This is a genomic window from Flavobacterium sp. CSZ (assembly GCF_015350725.1).
In the GTDB taxonomy this organism is placed as follows: domain Bacteria; phylum Bacteroidota; class Bacteroidia; order Flavobacteriales; family Flavobacteriaceae; genus Flavobacterium.
Genome location: NZ_JADKPQ010000009.1, coordinates 209,262 through 230,038 on the forward strand (window position 1 = coordinate 209,262; position 20,777 = coordinate 230,038).

The window sequence follows — 20,777 nt, forward strand, 5'->3', positions numbered from 1 at the left end:
TGTGAAATCTAAAATTCTACCAATCCAACAATCCAACAATCCAAAGATCTAATAATCTAAAATTCTAAGAAGTCCAAATTTTGCTTACTTTTGCAGTATGGAAGAGAATTTAAAACGTCTGAATAAATTTATTGGTGAAACAGGATATTGTTCCCGCCGTGAAGCTGATAAACTTATTGAAGAAGGACGCGTAACAATAAATGGTGTTGTACCTGAAATGGGAACGAAAGTTTCGCAAAATGACGAAGTGCGTATTGACGGAAAACTGATTGTTGAGAAACACGAAAAATTGGTTTACCTGGCTTTCAACAAACCGGTTGGAATTGAATGCACCACGAATCTTGAAGTTCGAAATAATATTGTGGATTATATTAATTATCCAAAACGCATTTTCCCAATTGGACGATTGGACAAAGCCAGTGAAGGATTAATTTTTATGACGAATGACGGCGATATCGTAAACAAAATTTTACGCGCCAGAAACAACCACGAAAAAGAATATACCGTAACGGTAAACAAACCTATTACAGAACGTTTTATACAACGTATGGGAAATGGTATCCCGATTCTGGATACTGTAACCAAAAAATGTAAAGTAGAGCAGATTAGTCAATTTACTTTTAAAATCATTTTAACGCAGGGTTTAAACCGCCAAATTCGTAGAATGACCGAATATCTGGGTTATGACGTAACGGCCCTTAAACGTATCAGAATTATCAATATTTCGCTTGATGTTCCGGTGGGCCGTTATCGTGATTTGACTGATGATGAAATTAAAGAATTAAATCATTTAATTGAACCGTCAAGCAAAACCGAAGAAGCAAGTTTACCAAAACCTGAAGCTCCAAGACGACGAACTGATTTTTTATCAAAAGATGATGTTCCTAAGCGACGAACAGATTTTATATCAAAGGATGATCCCAGATTTAAGAAAAAAGGAGATTATTAAATTAATCTTATAAAAAAAAGACCCTTTCGTTGCTGCGGAAGGGTCTTTTTTTTTATAACGCTTTTCTAATTTATTTTATCAAAACCATCTTCTTCTTTTGAATAGATAAACACCAAAAATAGATAAGATTACCGATACTAAAAGTAATATCCAGATTCCGTATTTACTTTCTTCTAAACCGTTTGGCACGTTCATTCCGTATAAACTGGCAATTAAAGTGGGGATCATTAAAATAATAGAAATTGAAGTCATTTGCTTCATAATATTATTCATATTGTTCGAAATCACCGAAGCATAAGCATCCATCATTCCGGTTAAGATATTGCTGTAGATATTTGCAGTGTCTTGCGCCTGACTTAATTCGATATCAACATCTTCCAATAAATCCTGATCAAAATGTTCTCTTTGGGCTTTTAGATTTTTAATTCGGTGAAACAAAACATCATTTCCTTTTAAGGAAGTAATAAAGAATACCAGACATTTTTCTATTTGCAAAAGTGCTTGTAATTCTTCGTTCTTGATTGATTTCTCTAAATTATCTTCGGCCAGTTTGATCTTTTGATTAATTTGTTTCAGATATTTTAAGTACCAAACACTTGAGGATAATAACAATCGTAAAACGAGATCAAAATTATCTCTTATGTGTATATTTTTTCGATTGGTATATTGTACAAAATCAGAAATGATTTCGGTTTCGTAAAAACCGATGGTAACACAAATATCTTCTTTAAAAATTAATCCTAACGGGATAGTTTGAAAAGGCAGTTTAACATCATTACTTTTTACAGGGATACGCATGATAAACAAAGTCCAGCCGTCTTCAGATTCCATACGAGGTCTTTCGTCGATATCTTCAATATCATTATAAAAGGCTTCAGGAACTTGCAGTTCTTCCAGTAAGTATTTTTTTTCTGTTTCTGAAGGAGACTCAATGTTAATCCAGCAGTTTGGAGTCCATTCTTTTGTCTCGGTTAATCCGTTGTTGTTTTTGTAAAAGGCTTTCATTTCAAAATTGCAGGGTTTTATCATAGCATTTTGAAATAATTCAAAAGCTATTTTAATTTAATACTAACGAATAATAATCGTCCATTGGAGAAGTTTTTTTTAAGTGGTGCAAAAGTATCCTTTATTTTTAAAACCCAAAAGTTTAAAAGTATAATTAAATACTAAAAAACCACCTTGAGTATTTTACTAAAGGTGGTTTGAGGAAAAAATTACTTTTTATTATTCAAAAACTCATAGTACAACGCCTTTGATAAAAATGTCTTGTTTTGATATTCATCAATCTCTTCTTCTTTTCTAATTTCAATTAATTTTCCATCTAAGTGAAGTTTTGAAAAATACGCTCTTCGGGCTTCGTCATTAAAATTCAAACCGCTCAAAAATAGTGGTTCGACACATTTGTTTACTGCAATATTGTAAGTCGTAATCAGATTTCCCCAATTTACAAAACTGCACAACAAAACCGTTCCGTAAAAATACCATACCATTTGGTTGGCCAGATAAGCGTTTGTTTTTTGTTTTGTTATTTTTAGAAAAACAAAAACTAAACCTATGATAGCCAAAGTCAAAAAAGCATAAACTCCCAATCGTTTATAAGTTAATCCGAAAACTGAAATGTATTCTGAGTTTTTAATAATGGTACTTACTATTAAAAGTCCGTTTAAGACAATCCAAATTTTAGCCAGTTTTTTGAGATTAGCTGCTTGTTTATCAAAATTGAATCCGCCTTTAAAATAGAACATAATAACACCAACAGCCATAACAATCGAGAAAATTACCGAATTGACTCTTTCGTGTGTATCTGCGCTCAGGTTTGATTTTTCTATCACTTCAAAAAACTGTTCGTAATTGTAGGTTACAATAAATACTAAAAGCATAATATTTAGCAACAGTAAAGTGATCTCACCGCTTTTTCTCTCGAAGTCAATATCTAAAAACGAAAATGTATTTTGGTTTTTAATTTCGGCTATGTTATTAAAATCATTGTCTAATAATTCATTTTTTTCATAACAAATTTCGGGTACCCAGTAATTCCAGAAACTGAATGAAATATAAAACCCTAATATTCCAATTAAGATTACTTCTACAATATCGATATCTAAAGTATAATCTGTAAGTAGAGAAGAGAAATGAGTACTTCCAAAAGAATAGGCTGTAAAAAATACTATTATAAAAATTGTTGGAATAACGAAATAAGCGATCAGCTTCTTGGCAAAGTTGTTATGAATTTTTCTTTCCGGAAGCCATTGGCTGAACATAAAAATACGACCTATCGACGCGAATGCATTTAAAAATACCAATGGAAATACCTGTATGATTTTAAGTTTTGATTCCTGGGTTTTAAACTGCAAAAAGAGAATGGAGATTGCCAAAGCCAAAAAAGAAACAAAATCTCCGTACCAGGCAAAAGCCAGACAAGATAAAACCGAAGTAACAACCAAGATTAAATGTGATCTGTCTGTAAAGCGATCCTGAAAGAAATAACAGATTGAACCGGTTAAGAATAGTCCAAAAATAGCGAGGTTTACTCCTATTGACTCGTTGTAAAAAAGCAGTGTAAATAGTATACTGCAAGCTAGAATGATTTGATGTTTTTTCATTGTTTTAAATTTTAAAAGTACTTTGTGTTTCAAAGTATTTAGGTAAAAAAATATAGTTATTACGATTTCATTAATTTTTCAAGGTAAGAAAGGTGTTCCTTAAAAGCCGCACGTCCTCTGGGAGTCACCTGGTAAGAGGTTTTAGGTTTTTTACCCACAAACTCTTTTTTGACTTCGATATATTCTGATTTTTCGAGCGCTGAGGAATGACTAGCCAGATTACCATCTGTAATGTTCAGAAGGCTCTTCATCTCGGTAAAATCAACCCATTCATTGACCATCAGGATGGACATAATACCCAATCTGACACGGCTTTCAAAATCTTTATTTAGTTTATCAATGATTCCCATTGCTTGGATTTATTTGTATTTTTTGAACATTATTAATCCGTAAAAGATATGCAAAATACCAAAACCGATGATCCAAAAAACTAAACCATATCCGATATAAAAAAGAGAAACAAATCCTAAAAATAATTCACAGAATCCTAAGTACTTAACATCAGAAAATGTATATTTTTCTGCATTTACAAGTGCTAAGCCGTAGAAAATTAAAGTAGCCGGAGCTACTAATCTATAAATTTCGTGGTATAAAAGTGCCAGACAAAATATACCTCCGGCCAAAAGAGGAACGGCTAAATTGAATAACATATTTTTTGTTGCCGATGTCCAGATTGGTAAATCGTATTTTCTGCTTTTTCTGATTGTAAAAAATATACCAAAAGCAAAAGCACAAACTAAAATTGCAACGCCAATCCAGAATAATTCTGAAACTAAGTTACTAGTCAACAATATATGTTGATCAGTAAAATATTCTATCCCGTTTACTTTGAATAGCTGATACACGTACAATCCGCCAATTAAAGCCGATAGGCCCGCAAATACTCCTGAGAGTCCACTTAGGGATATAAATCTTGAAGAGCGCTCCATCATGGAACGAATGTGTGCTAAATCTTCTTGATGCTTCTGATTCATAAATAAAGTACTTTGTACTGCAAAGTTATATTTTATTTTCAATTAGCAAATAGAAAATTGATTTTTTTGTTGTGATTTTTTTTCGATGCGCCTAAATCGCTCTACAACCGGTAACTCCTAGCGGAGTTTATTCTGGAAATTAAATATTGTATATTTTAATATGTCACCCCGATGGGGCTCTACAAAACATAAATCATATATTTCTATAAATATATCGTCCCTCTGGGACTGCCGCATCACGCAACGTTGCGTGAGGGATATGGTCGGGCCCAAAGTATATAAAACAGCAAAGCCTACTCGATTGAATAGGCTTTGTTTATTATTTGATGTGAAAAATTACTTTTTCGCGCTTCTCATTTTTCTGGCTAAAAGGGTATTTTTAAGCAGCATTGCAATTGTCATTGGTCCTACTCCACCAGGGACTGGCGTGATAAATGATGATTTTTTGCTTACTTCATCAAAATCAACGTCGCCTTTGATTACATAACCTTTTGGGTTTGATGCATCGTCTACACGAGTAATTCCAACATCTATAATTACAACTCCGTCTTTAACCATGTCTGCTTTTAAGAATTCAGGAACTCCTAAAGCGGTGATAATAATATCAGCATTTTTAGTGAATTCGGCTAAATTTTTAGTGCGGCTGTGGGTTAAAGTTACTGTTGAATCTCCAGGATTTCCTTTACGGCTCATTAAAATACTCATTGGTCGGCCTACAATGTGGCTTCTACCAATAACAACGGTATGTTTTCCGGCAGTTTCTACGTTGTAACGCTCTAGTAACTGCATTATACCGAATGGCGTTGCAGGAATAAAGCTTTCCATCTCTAAAGCCATTCTCCCGAAGTTTGTTGGGTGAAAACCATCAACGTCTTTATCCGGATCGATTGCCAATAAGATTTTTTGCTCGTCGATATGTTTTGGTAACGGTAACTGAACGATGAAACCATCAAGATCGTCATCTCCGTTAAGTTCTTTGATTTTTGCCAGTAAAGCTTCTTCGGTAATATCTTCGGGTAAACTTACTAAAGTTGAATCGAAGCCAATTTGCTGGCAAGATTTTACTTTACTTCCTACGTAAGTTAAACTTGCCCCGTTTGTACCAACGATTACGGCTGCCAAATGAGGTACTTTTCCTCCGGCATCTTTTATCGATTGAACTTCGGCTGCAATTTCGTTTTTAATGTCTTCAGCTGTTTTTTTACCGTCTAGTAGTTGCATTTCTTTTGAGTTAAAAGTGAGAAGTTAACTGCTTCTCTATTATTAATATAGTTAAAAAATTTAAGGTCTAAAATTCCAAGCAACTTGAAACTTTAAACCTTAAACAAATTTTTCTTTATCTCGGCATTCCGCCTGGCATTCCTTTCATGCCTCCCATCATTTTCATCAGGTTTTTTCCGCCCGGACCTTGCATCATCTTCATCATTTTGCTCATTTGGTCGAATTGCTTCATTAACTGATTTACTTGCTCGACTTTGGTTCCGGAACCTTTAGCGATTCTGGCTTTCCTTTTTACGTCGATTATGGCAGGTTTGCTTCTTTCGATTGGCGTCATCGAGTGAATGATTGCTTCTATATGTTTAAATGCATCATCTTCTATCTCTACATCTTTCATGGCTTTTGAAGCTCCCGGAATCATTCCAACCAGATCTTTCATATTACCCATTTTCTTTACTTGTTGAATCTGCGTTAAGAAATCGTCAAAACCGAATTCGTTTTTAGCGATTTTCTTTTGAAGTTTTCTGGCTTCTTCTTCGTCAAATTGTTCCTGCGCTCTTTCTACAAGTGACACAACGTCTCCCATACCTAAGATACGCTCGGCCATACGATCCGGATAGAAAACATCAATTGCTTCCATCTTCTCGCCTGTACCTACAAATTTGATTGGCTTGTTGACAACCGATTTAATCGAAATTGCAGCTCCACCACGGGTATCTCCATCTAATTTGGTTAAGATAACTCCGTCGAAGTTCAGGATATCATTGAAGGCTTTTGCTGTATTTACAGCATCTTGTCCTGTCATTGCATCTACAACAAACAAAGTTTCCTGTGGCTGAATTGCTTTGTGAACACGTGCAATTTCATCCATCATCTCCTGATCTACTGCCAAACGACCAGCGGTATCGACAATAACAACATTAAAACCGTTTGCTTTTGCATGTTTGATTGCGTTTTGAGCAATCTCTACAGGATTTTTGTTTTCTGGTTCTGAGTAAACCTCAACACCTATTTGATCCCCAACAACATGTAACTGGTTGATCGCCGCAGGACGGTAGATATCACAAGCTACAAGAAGTGGTTTCTTGTTTTTCTTAGTTTTTAAAAAGTTGGCAAGTTTACCAGAGAAAGTCGTTTTACCAGAACCCTGAAGTCCTGACATCAAAATAACGCTTGGTGTTCCCGAAAGATTGATTCCAGCAACATCGCCACCCATTAATTCTGTTAGTTCGTCTTTTACTAACTTCACCAATAATTGTCCTGGCTGAAGTGTTGTTAAAACGTCCTGACCTATTGCTTTTTCTTTTACTTTGGCAGTAAAATCTTTAGCAATTTTAAAGTTAACATCGGCATCAAGTAAGGCACGACGAACTTCTTTTAAGGTTTCGGCAACATTTACTTCTGTAATTTTACCGTGCCCTTTTAATATATGGAAGGCTTTATCTAACTTATCACTTAAATTATCAAACATAATTTTTTCTTTATTTGAAGTGCAAAGATAATCTAATTAGGTATTTCAGGCAATTTTTATTTATATGTAGTTTTTTGCCACTAAGGCGCTAAGACACAAAGTTTTTTTCACCAAGAACGTTGAGTTTTTTTTGCTAGCAAAGTCGCGAAGACGCAAAGTTTTTATTGTTTCATGCAGATTAAAAAAGATTTTAGCTGATTTTCAAAACCCACTTAATTTATGGCTTTAAATATAAAAGGCGCAAAGAAAAACCTTTGCGCCTTTGTAACTTTGTCCCTTTGAACCTTTTTTTTTAAAACTGAAAGTAGATAAATGGCTGCGAACCTGCAACGGCTGTAGCGTACACTATCCAGTAAACAAAGCCCAGGATAATTGCTTTTCCTATTAAAGGGGTTTTATCGAAAACAAATTTCATTTTTGATGTGATCACTTCTGGTAGGAAATGCCAAACATATCCAAAAAGCATTAATCCGAATACATTTTTATATCCTAATATAATGGCTTGCCAATGTTCTGGTTCGAATGTTAACTGACCAATATTGTTGATGACCTGCAAAGCTGTTTCGAAATCTCTGGCGCGGAAAAAGATCCAACAGAAAACTACAAAATGGAATGTGATTACAATAGAGAAAAACGTCCATAAAAAATTGGAACCTTTGCCTTCTTTTTTGGAAGGAAAAAATTCCATGAAGATTTTATGCACTGCCAATGCTAGTCCGTGTAGTGCTCCCCAAACAATAAATTGTGCTCCTGCTCCATGCCATAATCCTCCTAAAAGCATTGTGGTAAACAAATTGAAATTGGTTACCAATGTTTGATGTTTTTTCTTGGAAAGTAAAAATGTCAGAGAGAATAATACAATTGCTCCAATTGCTATACCTAACGGAATAAAGCTCTCGTTTATATTTGACATTCCCCAAAGCAATAATCCGAAGAAGAATAAACTTGGGAATAAAAATCCGGCGAATGTTCCTTCTCTGTTTCCTCCTATAGAAATATACAAGAAATCTTTTAACCAGGTGGATAATGAAATATGCCATCTTCTCCAGAAATCAGTGATCGAAGTTGACTTGTATGGCGTTCTAAAGTTGGCCGGTAATTTGAATCCAAGCAACAATGCAATACCAATTGCCATATCTGAATATCCCGAAAAGTCACAATAAATTTGAATAGCGTATCCGTAAGATGCCATTAAATTTTCGAACGATGTATAATTCATTGGCGTGTCGAAAACACGGTCCACAAAGTTTATTGAGATGTAATTTGAGATTACCGTTTTCTTGATTAACCCACCAATAATTAAAAACAAAGCATTGTTTACATCTTGCTTGGTCAGATTTAGCTTTTGATAAATCTGTGGCAAGAAATCTTTTGCTCTAACAATTGGTCCGGCAACTAACTGCGGGAAAAACGAAACGAAAAATAAATACTCAATATAGTTTTTTGTTGGCTTGATTTCTTCACGATAAATCTCGATAATATAACTCATCGACTGAAACGTATAGAAAGAAATTCCGACTGGCAGAAAAATATCATGAAGCTTATAATTACCATGAAACATATCATTGAATGTTACAATCATGAAGTTCATATATTTGAAATACCCCAATAATCCTAAATTCAGGATTACACTTATAACCAGATAAATTTTCTTTCTGCTGTCTTTTGCTTCTCGATAGATAATTTGGCTCAAGCCATAATCTACAACCGAGGAAAGCAATAGGAGCAAAAAGTAAATTCCGCTTGACTTATAATAAAAGAAAAGCGAGAAAAGAATCACGTATGTTAATCTCAAATAAAATGTCTTGCGTAAAAAAGCATACACAAAATAAAACACGAGAAACAATCCTAAGAATAAACCGGTATTAAATAATAGTTTTTCTTCGGGATTGTATATGAACCAACTTTTAGCCTGTTGTAAAGTAACTGCACCGAAATTTTGAACAAACCAATTATTTATGTTATCTATTGTAATCAACTTACTTTTTTAATTTAAAATTATCGTATGCTTTTAAAAACGCCTCTGTAAACAAGTCTCCTTGTTTTTCGTATCCTTTTTTAGAATAATGAACCCAATCGGGCCCTATTAATCCTTGAGATTTTAATTGCTGAATTCCATGCATTCCACCAAATTCATCATATAAATCCCAAACAGCTACATTGTCCGTTTCGGTCATTTGAATTATACTTCTCGCATAATCGAATATGTAAGTATTAGTTCTTCTTCCTTTAAGCAAAGAAGGTGCTGGCGTACTAATAATTATCGGCACATTTATATTCTGCTCTCTCACTTTCTTAATAAAGAGACGAATCTGTTCAATATAAGCTGAAGCTTCCATGTGATCATAACTTTCATTTGTTCCAAAGGAAAGAACCAACATATCAGGATGCAAAGCTTTTAGTTGTTCAAAAAATAATGAATACTTATTATAATCTGAGAATTTTGCTCCGTTTACCCCAATACCACTGTACATGATTCCAGGCGCATCTTTTTCCAGAACAATTCCGTTAAGCGCGTATTTATCAGCATTTTTATTCGGAATCAGAAAGATTTTATCCAATGCTTTATCCGAGTGATAAGAATGAGAAAAAGAATCAGATTCGAGATCTAATGAAACAAATGCTGAACTGGTAATATTTTTAGGCTTTGTTTCATTTGTTAAAATCCTCAGCGTTCTGCCCGCACGGATGTTATTTGACTTCAGATGATTCTCTCGTTTAATTTCAGCAATCGAGATCTTATACTTATCAGCAATTGTCGAGATCGCTTCGCCTTTTTTAATTTTATGAGTAATTACTTTTCGCTCTGTTGACTGAATTGTTTTGGTTTGGGATGATGTAGCCAAATCAAACATATTTTCATTTTTGGGCGTAATGATATGAATAGTATTAAACTTAAAATTTGCCTCTTTGATATGCAATTCGATTGCAAAACCACCATTATCTCTCCATAATGCTATCCCGCTTAAACCAACAGGAACATTTTTAAAAGGATGAATATTTCGATAACTTTCCAATGCTCTGTTCGAATAAAAACGCTCGTTATAAGAACCATTTGTTTTTGCCAGTTGATAAGGAAAAACCAATCCTCTGCCGGCATTACCAAACTTTCGCTGAAGATTAAGCCTGATTTCATTGGTCATTAAATCACTCTGAATATGAGAATCGCCAATATGTACAATACTTATTTTTTGATTATTATGATCCTCGTTTTCTTTTAATTTCTCAAAAAAACGCTTTAAGACTTTTGCATTATAGATTCCATCCTCTGAAAAAGAATCAACTGTTGCTGTATCGACTTTATGAATCATGTTTTTTGTTATTGGTATTGGATCTGGCTTTTGCATTTTATCGTTTGTTGCGAAAAAAAGGCAACAAAAGAAAATCATTAATCTAGTCATTTACGCTATCATTTTTTACAGAAACGGAATCTGTATTTGTTTTCCTGACGGCTTTCCGCTTATTAACGTCAGTTTCTCTATTTTCTCGCAATGCTTTATATTGCTCGTAACCTTTATTTAATTGATCGTATAATAATTTACCTATAGCTTTTGCTCCTCTTTGATTAAAGTGTGTATAATCTTTATTGGCTTTTGCCGGAGATTCATCTACCCATTTTACCATAGATCCGTCGCCTCCCATTAAAGTATACAGATTCACAAATCCGGATTCGGTTTCGAGTGCATATCTTTTTTGAGCTTTCATTAAAGGCACAACGGCAGAATCTGTTTTCATTTCCATATCATATTTTGTAGACTTATCAGCTGTTGAAATAATCAAAATAGAAACTCCCGGAAAAGATTCTTTTATTTTATTCACCGCTTTTGTCATTCCTCTTTGATACCAGGAATAATTCTTGGTTCCGTAGTTTAAAACGTTGGTTCCGTAATGCAAAATAACCAAATCGTATTTTAAGCTATTATTGAAGCCCTTCATTACATTGGCATTAAACATCGAAATTGGCAATCCTGAATTTCCTCTTTGCGAGAAATTATCAACGTGAACTCCAATCCCATTATCAAAATTAAAGCCATAAATAGGAATTGAATCAGCATGGATGAAATTAGCTTTGAATGCCTTGATACTTCCCGAGCTTACTTTTAAGGTATTGATCAAATTGTTTGGGACAAGAGTTTTTCGTAAAGTATCTTTTCCGATAATAAAATTTACACTTCCTTTTTTAGACGATCTTCCATAATACAAAGTAGGATTATCTAAAGTTGTCGCGTATTTATTAAGACCTGCCTCGTATTGAACCCAGGTGGTATTTACTTTGTCATTTGCAAAAAACACATGACCGTTTACTCCAAAAGGACTAATTGGATTTTTAATATTTAAATACGAGAGTGTTTTCCAATTTTTAGAATACGAAGATTTTACAGATCCTCTTGAAGCTGCAGATTCTGAAGTTATCGAAACAAATCCAACACCATTACCTCCAAAACGTTCCTGATAATTAGATCGAACATCCTGCACGATCAAATCGCCATCTGTCATGGAATCTCCATAATAAGCAATCCTAACTTTGGCCTGCGGATTCTTTTCGAGTTGATATAATTTTTCATAAAAAGAAATCAGGTATTGATATCCTTTATAATTATCAAAAGTTTCAGATGGAAATTCGACTCCCTCAGCAGCGTCAAAAGTAATTTTTTCTCCTGCTTCCTTCTTTTCACTTTCAGAAATACTGTCGCCTTTTAGCGCCAAAGAGTCGTTCGCTACTGATTCTAAAAGCAAGCTATCTATAAGCACATTTTTAGAATCTACCTTACTATCTGGAAAGATTTTATCAGGTAAGATTTGTTTAAATCCAATGAAAGCTATGAATGCCAATGCTACAATTGCAAAAGACTGAAAAAAATAAGATTTTGTGTTCACTAGTAATTATAAATTTGAAGAAAGGATATGTTAAAATTTTTATTCAAAATTCCTGTTAATTCCTTATAAAAAAGTATCTGCAAAGATAGAATTAAACATTAATTTATGAATTATTTTTAGCATTAAAATAAAAACAAAAAAAGAGGCTAGATTTATCTAACCTCTTTATCAAAAAAAATAAAAAAAACAAAGCTAATGATTAACTGAATTATAATGTGGTGTATGATACAATATTGGTTATCAAAGCTTAAAAACTAAAATTTTCACTTCACCTAATATTGCAAATATTTTCTTAGAATGTAGTAGTACTATTAGCTTGATAAGCGAAATTAAATGTATAATATCTTGATTTAGATTCTGCCGTTGGATTTGCTGGCGCACCTTGATAATAGCTTAAGATTTCGAATTTTGCATATTTTCCATCATGCGTTTTTACAACAAAAACTTTTCCGGCAATAGGAGAAATTACAGTATTTGCATAGTTATACCATCCTTGTCCACTAACTGCTGGAATTGAGTAAACTGTAGCTGCATCTTGTTTAAAAGTAGATGCTCCTGGAAATGTTGTTACAGCTCCAAAAGTATTAGAAACAATACTAATAGCTCCTGATCCTGTTCTTGCCGGTTCACCTGCATCATCAACATTAACTTTTGCTCCTCCATTTACAATAATAAAAGTTCCACGAAAAGCAATATCCCATTTATCAGTAGTAACAACTTTATTTTCAGAAAAGCTGAATTTTGTATATTCACCACCTGTTGGTTGTCCCGTTCCGCCTCCTCCTGTTTGTGGAGCATAAAGATCTTTAACTGGTGTTGTTACAACTACTTCAGGAGTTGTGTCTTTATCATCATCGCTGCTACAAGATGCAGTAAAAAGTACTAGTGCTAAAAGCGAAAGTTTTAAAAAATTTGTTTTCATAGTAATGGTATTTAAATTATTGTTGATTTAGAAATTGTATTGAATTCTTGCATAAAGTTGTCTTCCCGACAAACTCGGAATTTGGCCTGGATCTGTATAATCGAATAAATTATTAGCTCCCGCCTGAAGCATCAATTTATCTGCAATATATTTTGTGGCTGATAAATTTGTAATAAAATAATCTCCTATAAAATTGTCGTATTTGTCAAGAATCCCGTTTCCATTGCTGTCAAACAGACCATATTTACTGCGATATAAAACACGTAAATTAATGTCTGTTTTGATTGACGGGATGTTATAAGTAAATTTAAGATTGGCAGTGTGTTTCGATCTGTTGTATAAACCAAAATAGTCTGATTTATCAATTTTAATCGTTTGTAAATCAGAATTACGGATATACTGATGCTCTTCAAAATTATCAACAACTGATTTGTCTTTGGCAGTCAAATATTGATATCCTACTGAAACTGAAAAATCTTTAGTAAATTGATAAGCAGAATTAAATTCTACACCATAGGTAAATACGTTGCTGTAATTGAAATAGCTAAAAATGTTTTGTCCCTTTTTCTTTGTAGCGATAACGCCAGTATCAATTAAATCGCTAATCGAATTGTAGAAAGCATTTATTTCTACTTTAAGTTTGTTCTTTTTATAAAAACCTCCAAAATTAAAGTTTATCGAACTTTCCGGTTTCAATGGTTCACTAAAATCTATTCCGGCTACTCTCGACGAAAGCAAATCCTGGCTTGCAAATTCATTTAATCGGGCTTCGGCCACATTATATCCTAAAACGGTATATTCTACCGATGGATTTGTGAAATCGAAATATAACTGACGGAAATCTGGCGCTTTATAACCATATCCTAGTGAACCTTTTAAAGAAAAACTGGTTTTAAATTTATAATTTACGGCTAATTTTGGACTAAATTGTGAGGCATATTCGCTATGATTATCATATCTAAATCCGGCAAGAATATTTAATTTCTCCCTTGGATTATAATCATATTGCAGATAAACATATTGTGAATTAAATTTGACATTACTGGCAAAGTAAGTACGGTCTAATGTTTCATAATTAAATCCAACTCCTGCTGTTAATTTATCTTTATTTATAGACCATGTGGTTCTAACTTCTGGCCTAACCAGCCATTGATTATAATAGGTACGATCAAAAAGTACGTTATCCGGATTATTCAAAAATGCATCATTTTTATAATTGGTAGCATACAATTCATATTCCCAATACAATTTAGAATTCCATCTATGCTCTACTTTAATTTGCGAATTCCACTCATTTTCTTTTGCATCACCTTGATATCTTTCAGATTCTATTACCTCCCTGTTATCTATCTTTTGATTAAAAAAACGATTACTAAAAGCTAGTTTAAGGTTTTCTGAAAAATCGTAATATATTTTTGGCTGAATTGTGGTATTGTGATATTTTTCGACATTCTTTAACCACGTGCTTTTATCTAAGTCAAATCCGTCAGTCGAATAAAAATTGGCAAATAAGTTCGCCGCAAATTTTTTCTTTTTCCAAAGTAAATTAGCGTTCGCATCATTGGTATTAAAAGTACCGTATCGATAAGATAGATTACCTGAAAACATATCTTTTTTAGGTCTTTTTGTAATCACGTTGATAACTCCGCCCATTGCTTCTGAACCGTACAAAGCTGAAGACGCTCCTTTTACAATTTCGATTCTTTCTATGTTTCCAACAGAAATTCTCGATAAATCTAAAACTCCTGAACTCCTACCTACAAGAGGAACTCCATCAATAAGGATCATGGTATATGCCGCATCTAAACCTTGTATTTGCACGCCTTCAAAACCACTTTCATCAGGAATCAATATAATTCCTGTTTGTTCGTTTAAAATTTCGTTCAATCTTGTAACACCAGATTTTATAATTGTTTCAGATGTAATAACTGTCATAGGTAATGGCAAAGAAGAAAGTACTCTTTCAGTCCTGGTGGCTGTAGTAACCATAACTTCAGACAATTCATTGGTTTTAACACTATCTTTTTGCATTTCCTGTCCAACAGAAATCTGAGAAAAAAGGATAACCACAAAAAGTGTAAATTTTATCTTCATTATTTTTATTCAGTCTTAATAATGATGCAAATATATAAACTATTTTTATTTGTTCTAAATAAATTTATATATTTGCGAAAATTAAAAACAAAAAAATAAGTTATGATTTCAAAAAGCCTCTTCTTTTCAGCCGTTATGGCTTTGACTTGTAGCCTTGGTTTCAGTCAGGATAAAAAACAACAAGACATTAAATCAATCAAATCTATGTGCGGTTGTTATGAAGTGAAATTTAATTTTACAGAAACTTTTCAATATCCTAAAGACTCTCTTACTTACAAGCCTTCAGAAACGAAACATGAATCTGCTTTAGAATGGGTAGAGCTATTAGAAGACACTCCAAATAAAATTGTAATGCAACATTTATTGATAGTAAGTGACGATATGATCATCAAACACTGGAGACAAGATTGGCTATATGAAAACACAGACTTATACTCGTTTGACAAAGGAACTTCCTGGAAATATAAAAAACTGGACAAAAAAGCCGTAAAAGGACAATGGACTCAAAAAGTATATCAGGTAGATGATAGTCCGAGATACGAGGGATCATCAACTTGGGTACATGTAGACGGACAAGATTATTGGAAAAACGTTGCTGATGCTCCTCTACCTAGAAGAGAGCAAACAAAACGTAATGACTACAATGTATTGAAAAGAAGAAACATTCACGAAATTACTGCTACTGGATGGAACCACGAGCAAGATAATGACAAATTGATTCGTGATGACAGCGGAAAAGATGTTTTGTTAGCGCAGGAAAAAGGTATGGATATTTACACTAAAGTTGCAGACATTAAATGTATCGCAGGACAAAAATGGTGGAAGGAAAATAATGCGCTTTGGAAAAACGTGCGCGATAAATGGCAAACGCTTTTTGACAGACATAAAGACTTAAACCTTGAAGCAAAAGTTGATAGAAAAGCGCTTTATTCTCTTTTGTTCGATTTGAAACCAACTGCTACAAAAGCAGAATCAGATGCTATTATCGACAAATTTGTAAAATAAAAATATTTGTGTTAGTTATTAAAAAAGCCGATAGTTTTAGGACTATCGGCTTTTTTTTGCAATAAACCTTATTACATTCTTTCAGGAACTTCTATTCCTAATAATGTAAAGGCTGATTTTATAACTTCGGCTACTTTCTGTGAAAGCTGCACTCTGAATATCTTTTTAGTCAAATCTACTTCTCCTAATATATGTACTGACTGATAGAATGAATTGTATTCTTTTACCAAATCATAAGTATAATTTGCAATTAATGCAGGGCTGTGATTTTGAGCTGCATTCTGAATTACTTCAGGAAAAACTTCGATTTGTTTTACCAATTCTTTTTCTTTTTCGTGCAATTCTTCGGTATGGGTTGTGGCAGAAAAATCAAAATCGGCTTTACGGATTATCGATTGAATTCTGGCATATGTGTACTGAATAAACGGACCTGTATTTCCGGCAAAATCAACAGATTCTTCAGGATTAAACAAAATACGTTTTTTAGGATCTACCTTTAAGATGTAATATTTTAAAGCACCAAGACCAATTGTTTTGTACAATCTCGCTTTTTCTTCAGCAGAATAACTGTCTAATTTCCCTAAATCTTCAGAAATTTGTTGTGCTGTATCGGTCATATCCTGCATCAAATCATCAGCATCTACAACAGTTCCTTCACGGCTTTTCATTTTTCCTGATGGTAAATCAACCATTCCGTATGATAAATGATATAAACTTGAAGCCCAATCAAAACCTAACTTTTTCAGGATCAGGAATAATACTTTAAAGTGATAATCCTGTTCGTTACCAACGGTATAAACCATTCCGCCAACATCCGGCATATCCTTTACACGCTGAATCGCTGTACCAATATCTTGTGTCATATAAACCGCAGTTCCATCAGAACGCAAAACAATTTTACGATCCAGACCTTCATCTGTTAAATCAATCCAAACAGAACCGTCAGGATCTTTTTCGAAAACGCCTTTATCAAGACCTACCTGAACGACATCTTTTCCTAATAAATAGGTATTACTTTCGTAATAATATTTATCAAAATTAACTCCAAGATTGGTGTACGTTGTTGCAAAACCATCATAAACCCATTGGTTCATCATTTTCCAAAGGGAAATTACAGCATCGTCTCCAGATTCCCATTTTTTAAGCATTTCCTGTGCTTCAATAATAATGGGAGCTTGTTTTTTAGCTTCTTCTTCGGTTTTACCGGTTTCTACCAATTGTGAAATTTCCGCTTTATACGCTTTATCAAACTCCACATAATATTTACCTACTAACTTATCTCCTTTTAAGTTTGAACTTTCAGGAGTTTCACCATTTCCAAATTTCTGCCATGCGAGCATCGATTTACAAATATGAATTCCACGGTCGTTTATGATTTGAGTCTTATATACTTTTTTACCTGAAGCTTTAATGATTTCGGCTACAGAATATCCTAACAAATTGTTACGAACGTGACCTAAGTGTAAAGGTTTATTCGTATTTGGCGAAGAATATTCGACCATAATAGCTTTGTCCTCCGGACTTGGAGTTACATATCCAAATTTGTGATTGTCTCTTATTTCATTAAAGAAATTCAAATAATAACTATCGGCAATTACAATATTCAAAAAGCCCGAAACAACGTTAAAACGTGATACTTCAGGAAGATTTTCGACTAAATAATTCCCTATTTTATTTCCTAATTCTACCGGGTTGCTTTTGATCACTTTTAGTAAAGGAAAAATTACCATTGTAATATCGCCCTCAAACTCTTTTCTGGTAGTTTGAAATTCGATTTTATCAACAGTAACATCAAATAATGCTTGTATTGCTTTTTGTATAGAAGGAGTAAGAATTTGTGATAATGACATGTAAACTTATTTTTAAAGTGAGCAAAGATACTGCTTATTCATCAATTACAGAAAATGAAAAACATATAAAATAGAACAAAACACTTAGAACTTCTTAAAAAGCTTTTTATTCTAATTGTTAAAATTATCAAAAAATTAAAATGCTAATCTATTAAAAAACAGGGCATCTTAAAAAAAACAAAATGTTTTTTAATTTTTCCTGTAACATATCGATGATAAAAGAGTCTTAATAGGGACTTTGAATTCGTTTGAAGCAAAAAAAAAAATCTAAACAAAAACAAAAAACAAATCATCATCATCAATCAAATCAAAATAATCACGACAACATTATGAAATTAAAATTCTTTCTGTTTGCATTACTGGGGGTAATTGCAACAACACAAGCCCAGAACACGGGAACAGTGTCCGGGAAAATTACCGAAAAATCGAATAATGCGCCTATTTCTTACGCCACAGTCTCAATCAAAGATAACGGAAAAGTAGTTACAGGAGTAAATACAGATGATAATGGAAGCTTTTCGATTAAAAATTTGGCTTTAAAAAGTTATACTATCGAGATTCAGTACATTGGATTTAGAAAATACGTTGGGTCAGTAATTTTGAGCGACAGTAAAAAATCAGCCACAATTAATGCTGCTCTTGATGAAGAAGCAACGCAACTTAAAGGTGTAAATATTGTAAGCGATCGTTCGACAATAGAACAAAAAATTGACCGAAAAGTAATTACTGTCGGAAAAGATTTAACAACTGCCGGAGCTTCTGCATCTGATATTATGAACAACATTCCATCTGTAAACGTGGATCAGGATGGAAAACTTTCACTTCGTGGAAACGATAATGTTCGTGTATTAATTGACGGCAGACCATCAAATATTGATCCTGCTCAATTATTAAAACAAATTCCATCAACTTCGATCAAAAAAATTGAGTTAATCACTAATCCAAGTGCGAAGTACAATCCGGAAGGAATGTCTGGAATCATTAATATCGTTTTGCATAAAAATGCCAATACTGGTTTTAACGGAAGTTACAGCGGTGGAATCACGTTTGGAGAAACGGCTAAATACAACCAGTCTTTGAACCTGAATTATAAAACCGGAAAAGTAAATTTCTTTGGAAACGTAGGTCAGAATTTTGGAACTTATTTTAATGAGGGCTATATCAAAAGATTAGATCAGGACATTACTCAAAATTTAGATATTAAGAATGACAATGATTCTTACTTGTATAAAATTGGAATGGATTATTTAATCGATGATCATAACACTTTATCATTTTATACCAACCAAAACAAATCTAACGGAAAAGGATTTGTAGACACAAACATTGATTACAACAATGTAGCTGATTCTGATTTATTGAATGTTTTTCAAAAATCTAAATATACTGGTCCGGATCAGGTTGGAACTTACAACTTAGCATACAAACACATCTTTAAAAAAGAAGGTCATACTTTAGATTTTGAAGGAAACTATAGCGATAACAAAGAAACACAATATGCTTCATTTGATACTCAGTCAACAAAACTTGACAATACTAAAAATAGCGTAATTTATGATGACTACATTAGAGGTACTCGTAAATTAAGTACTTTAAACGTTGATTATGTAAATCCGTTAAACGAGAAAACTACTCTTGAAGCAGGTGCTGAAGCCAGAATTACTAAAACGGATAACGATTATACTACAGGCAACCCATTAGCTGAAATTCCGGTTTCTAATTATACTTACGACACTGATATTTATTCGGCTTATGTAACTTTTGGACAGAAATTTAAAAAATTCAGTTACCAGTTAGGAGCTCGTTTTGAAAGCTATAAAGTAGCTGCAAATTTAAATCACGGTCTTGAAAAATTTGATGATGATTATATTACTTTATATCCATCAGCTTATTTCACTTATAATTTGAATGAGAAAAACACTTTACAATTTAGCTATAGCCGTCGTGTAGACCGTCCTAGTTTAGAACAGACAAAACCTATTCGTGAGTTTTCTACTCCTTTAGTAACTTCATTAGGAAATCCTGAATTGAGACCTCAATTTACGAACTCAGTAGAAGTAAATTACACTAAAACTTTCGAAAAAGGAAGTTTTACAACAGGAGTATTTTACAGAAGCATCAATGACCAAATTAGCAGAATTTTATACCCGGATGACACAGATCCAAGTGGTAACAAACAAATCATGACTTTTACCAATTATGATCATAATACTTCTTATGGTTTCGAAGTTTCTTTCAATTATAAGATAACAAAATGGTGGGACATCTCTCCATCTATTGATTTCTCAAGTATTAACCAACAAGGAGTTGTGTTTTTATATGATCCGGCAACAAAACTCAGCAATCCAATTGAAAGAAAAGTTACGGTTGCTGCTTTCAACGGTCGTATGAACTCAAACTTTAAAGTAAACAAACGTTTAAGCTTCTTATTATTCGGATTTTACAGAGGTGCTGTTGATGGATTGCAAAATAATAGCCATGAAATGTACAAAATGGACATAGGTTCGCGTTATACATTGTTAGACAACAAGATGAACATTAGTTTACGTTTTAATGACGTCTTTAATACAATGAAATATGCTTTTGATACGATGTATCCTTATCCTCAGAAAGGACAATTTACATGGGAAAGCCAAACCGTTTATTTAGGATTAACCTATAATTTTGGTGGAGCAAAAATCAAAAATCTTGAGCGTAAACAAAGAGAAGACAACACTAATAAAGGTGGTGGCGGAATGTTTTAATCCCACTTTTACTAGTAGATTTTAATAGTTCTTGTAGAAAAGAAAAGCCTGGAGTTTGCCAACTTCAGG

The 20,777-nt window shown here is 33.3% G+C and carries 15 protein-coding genes; 3 read left to right on the forward strand and 12 right to left on the reverse strand.

From position 1 onward, the window contains the following. The first annotated feature begins 97 nt into the window (after positions 1-97). Positions 98-949 carry a 23S rRNA pseudouridine(2604) synthase RluF gene (rluF, locus tag IRZ78_RS12730; RefSeq protein ID WP_194616899.1) on the forward strand — a complete coding sequence of 284 codons (852 nt, stop codon included), beginning with the start codon at positions 98-100 and terminating at the stop codon, positions 947-949. Between the two features lie 78 nt (positions 950-1,027). On the opposite strand, the gene IRZ78_RS12735 is transcribed toward rluF, so the two are convergent. The 11 genes from IRZ78_RS12735 to IRZ78_RS12785 form a co-directional block, all read right to left on the reverse strand. Continuing rightward, complete coding sequence (locus tag IRZ78_RS12735) at positions 1,028-1,978, reverse strand: magnesium transporter CorA family protein (protein WP_228520461.1); 951 nt, start codon at positions 1,976-1,978, stop codon at positions 1,028-1,030. A 185-nt stretch (positions 1,979-2,163) separates the two neighbouring features. Then, the gene (locus IRZ78_RS12740; RefSeq protein ID WP_194616900.1) at positions 2,164-3,552 is read right to left on the reverse strand and encodes a DUF4173 domain-containing protein; all 1,389 of its coding nucleotides are present in this window, start codon (positions 3,550-3,552) and stop codon (positions 2,164-2,166) included. A 59-nt stretch (positions 3,553-3,611) separates the two neighbouring features. Then, positions 3,612-3,902: a transcriptional regulator gene (locus IRZ78_RS12745; protein ID WP_194616901.1), complete on the reverse strand. Its 291-nt coding sequence runs from the start codon at positions 3,900-3,902 to the stop codon at positions 3,612-3,614. A 9-nt stretch (positions 3,903-3,911) separates the two neighbouring features. After that, positions 3,912-4,526, reverse strand: a complete 615-nt coding sequence (locus IRZ78_RS12750) for a hypothetical protein (RefSeq protein ID WP_194616902.1) — start codon at positions 4,524-4,526, stop codon at positions 3,912-3,914. 336 nt (positions 4,527-4,862) lie between these two features. Further along, positions 4,863-5,747, reverse strand: coding sequence for a tetrahydrofolate dehydrogenase/cyclohydrolase catalytic domain-containing protein (locus IRZ78_RS12755; protein WP_194616903.1), 885 nt, complete (start codon positions 5,745-5,747; stop codon positions 4,863-4,865). A gap of 115 nt (positions 5,748-5,862) precedes the next feature. Next, entirely contained in the window at positions 5,863-7,215 is a 1,353-nt protein-coding gene (gene ffh / locus IRZ78_RS12760; protein WP_083694162.1) for a signal recognition particle protein, read from the reverse strand. Between the two features lie 292 nt (positions 7,216-7,507). Continuing rightward, positions 7,508-9,193 (reverse strand): MBOAT family protein, encoded by a 1,686-nt coding sequence (locus IRZ78_RS12765; RefSeq protein ID WP_194616904.1) that lies wholly within the window; start codon positions 9,191-9,193, stop codon positions 7,508-7,510. Position 9,194: 1 nt separating this feature from the next. Next, positions 9,195-10,562 (reverse strand): GDSL-type esterase/lipase family protein, encoded by a 1,368-nt coding sequence (locus tag IRZ78_RS12770; RefSeq protein WP_228520462.1) that lies wholly within the window; start codon positions 10,560-10,562, stop codon positions 9,195-9,197. 46 nt (positions 10,563-10,608) lie between these two features. Further along, on the reverse strand, positions 10,609-12,093 hold the full coding sequence (locus IRZ78_RS12775) for an SGNH/GDSL hydrolase family protein (protein ID WP_194616906.1): 1,485 nt from the start codon (positions 12,091-12,093) through the stop codon (positions 10,609-10,611). 292 nt (positions 12,094-12,385) lie between these two features. Next, a complete protein-coding gene (locus IRZ78_RS12780; RefSeq protein WP_194616907.1) occupies positions 12,386-13,015 on the reverse strand; it encodes an HmuY family protein in 630 nt (209 codons plus the stop codon). 27 nt (positions 13,016-13,042) lie between these two features. Further along, positions 13,043-15,109: a TonB-dependent receptor gene (locus IRZ78_RS12785; protein WP_194616908.1), complete on the reverse strand. Its 2,067-nt coding sequence runs from the start codon at positions 15,107-15,109 to the stop codon at positions 13,043-13,045. Between the two features lie 102 nt (positions 15,110-15,211). Between IRZ78_RS12785 and IRZ78_RS12790 the strand changes: the two genes are divergently transcribed. Beyond that, positions 15,212-16,114 carry a DUF6607 family protein gene (locus IRZ78_RS12790; RefSeq protein ID WP_194616909.1) on the forward strand — a complete coding sequence of 301 codons (903 nt, stop codon included), beginning with the start codon at positions 15,212-15,214 and terminating at the stop codon, positions 16,112-16,114. Positions 16,115-16,185: 71 nt separating this feature from the next. On the opposite strand, the gene argS is transcribed toward IRZ78_RS12790, so the two are convergent. Next, positions 16,186-17,964 (reverse strand): arginine--tRNA ligase, encoded by a 1,779-nt coding sequence (gene argS, locus IRZ78_RS12795; protein WP_194616910.1) that lies wholly within the window; start codon positions 17,962-17,964, stop codon positions 16,186-16,188. 329 nt (positions 17,965-18,293) lie between these two features. On the opposite strand from argS, the gene IRZ78_RS12800 reads away from it, so the two are divergent. After that, positions 18,294-20,708, forward strand: a complete 2,415-nt coding sequence (locus tag IRZ78_RS12800; RefSeq protein WP_194616911.1) for an outer membrane beta-barrel family protein — start codon at positions 18,294-18,296, stop codon at positions 20,706-20,708. Positions 20,709-20,777: the final 69 nt, after the last annotated feature.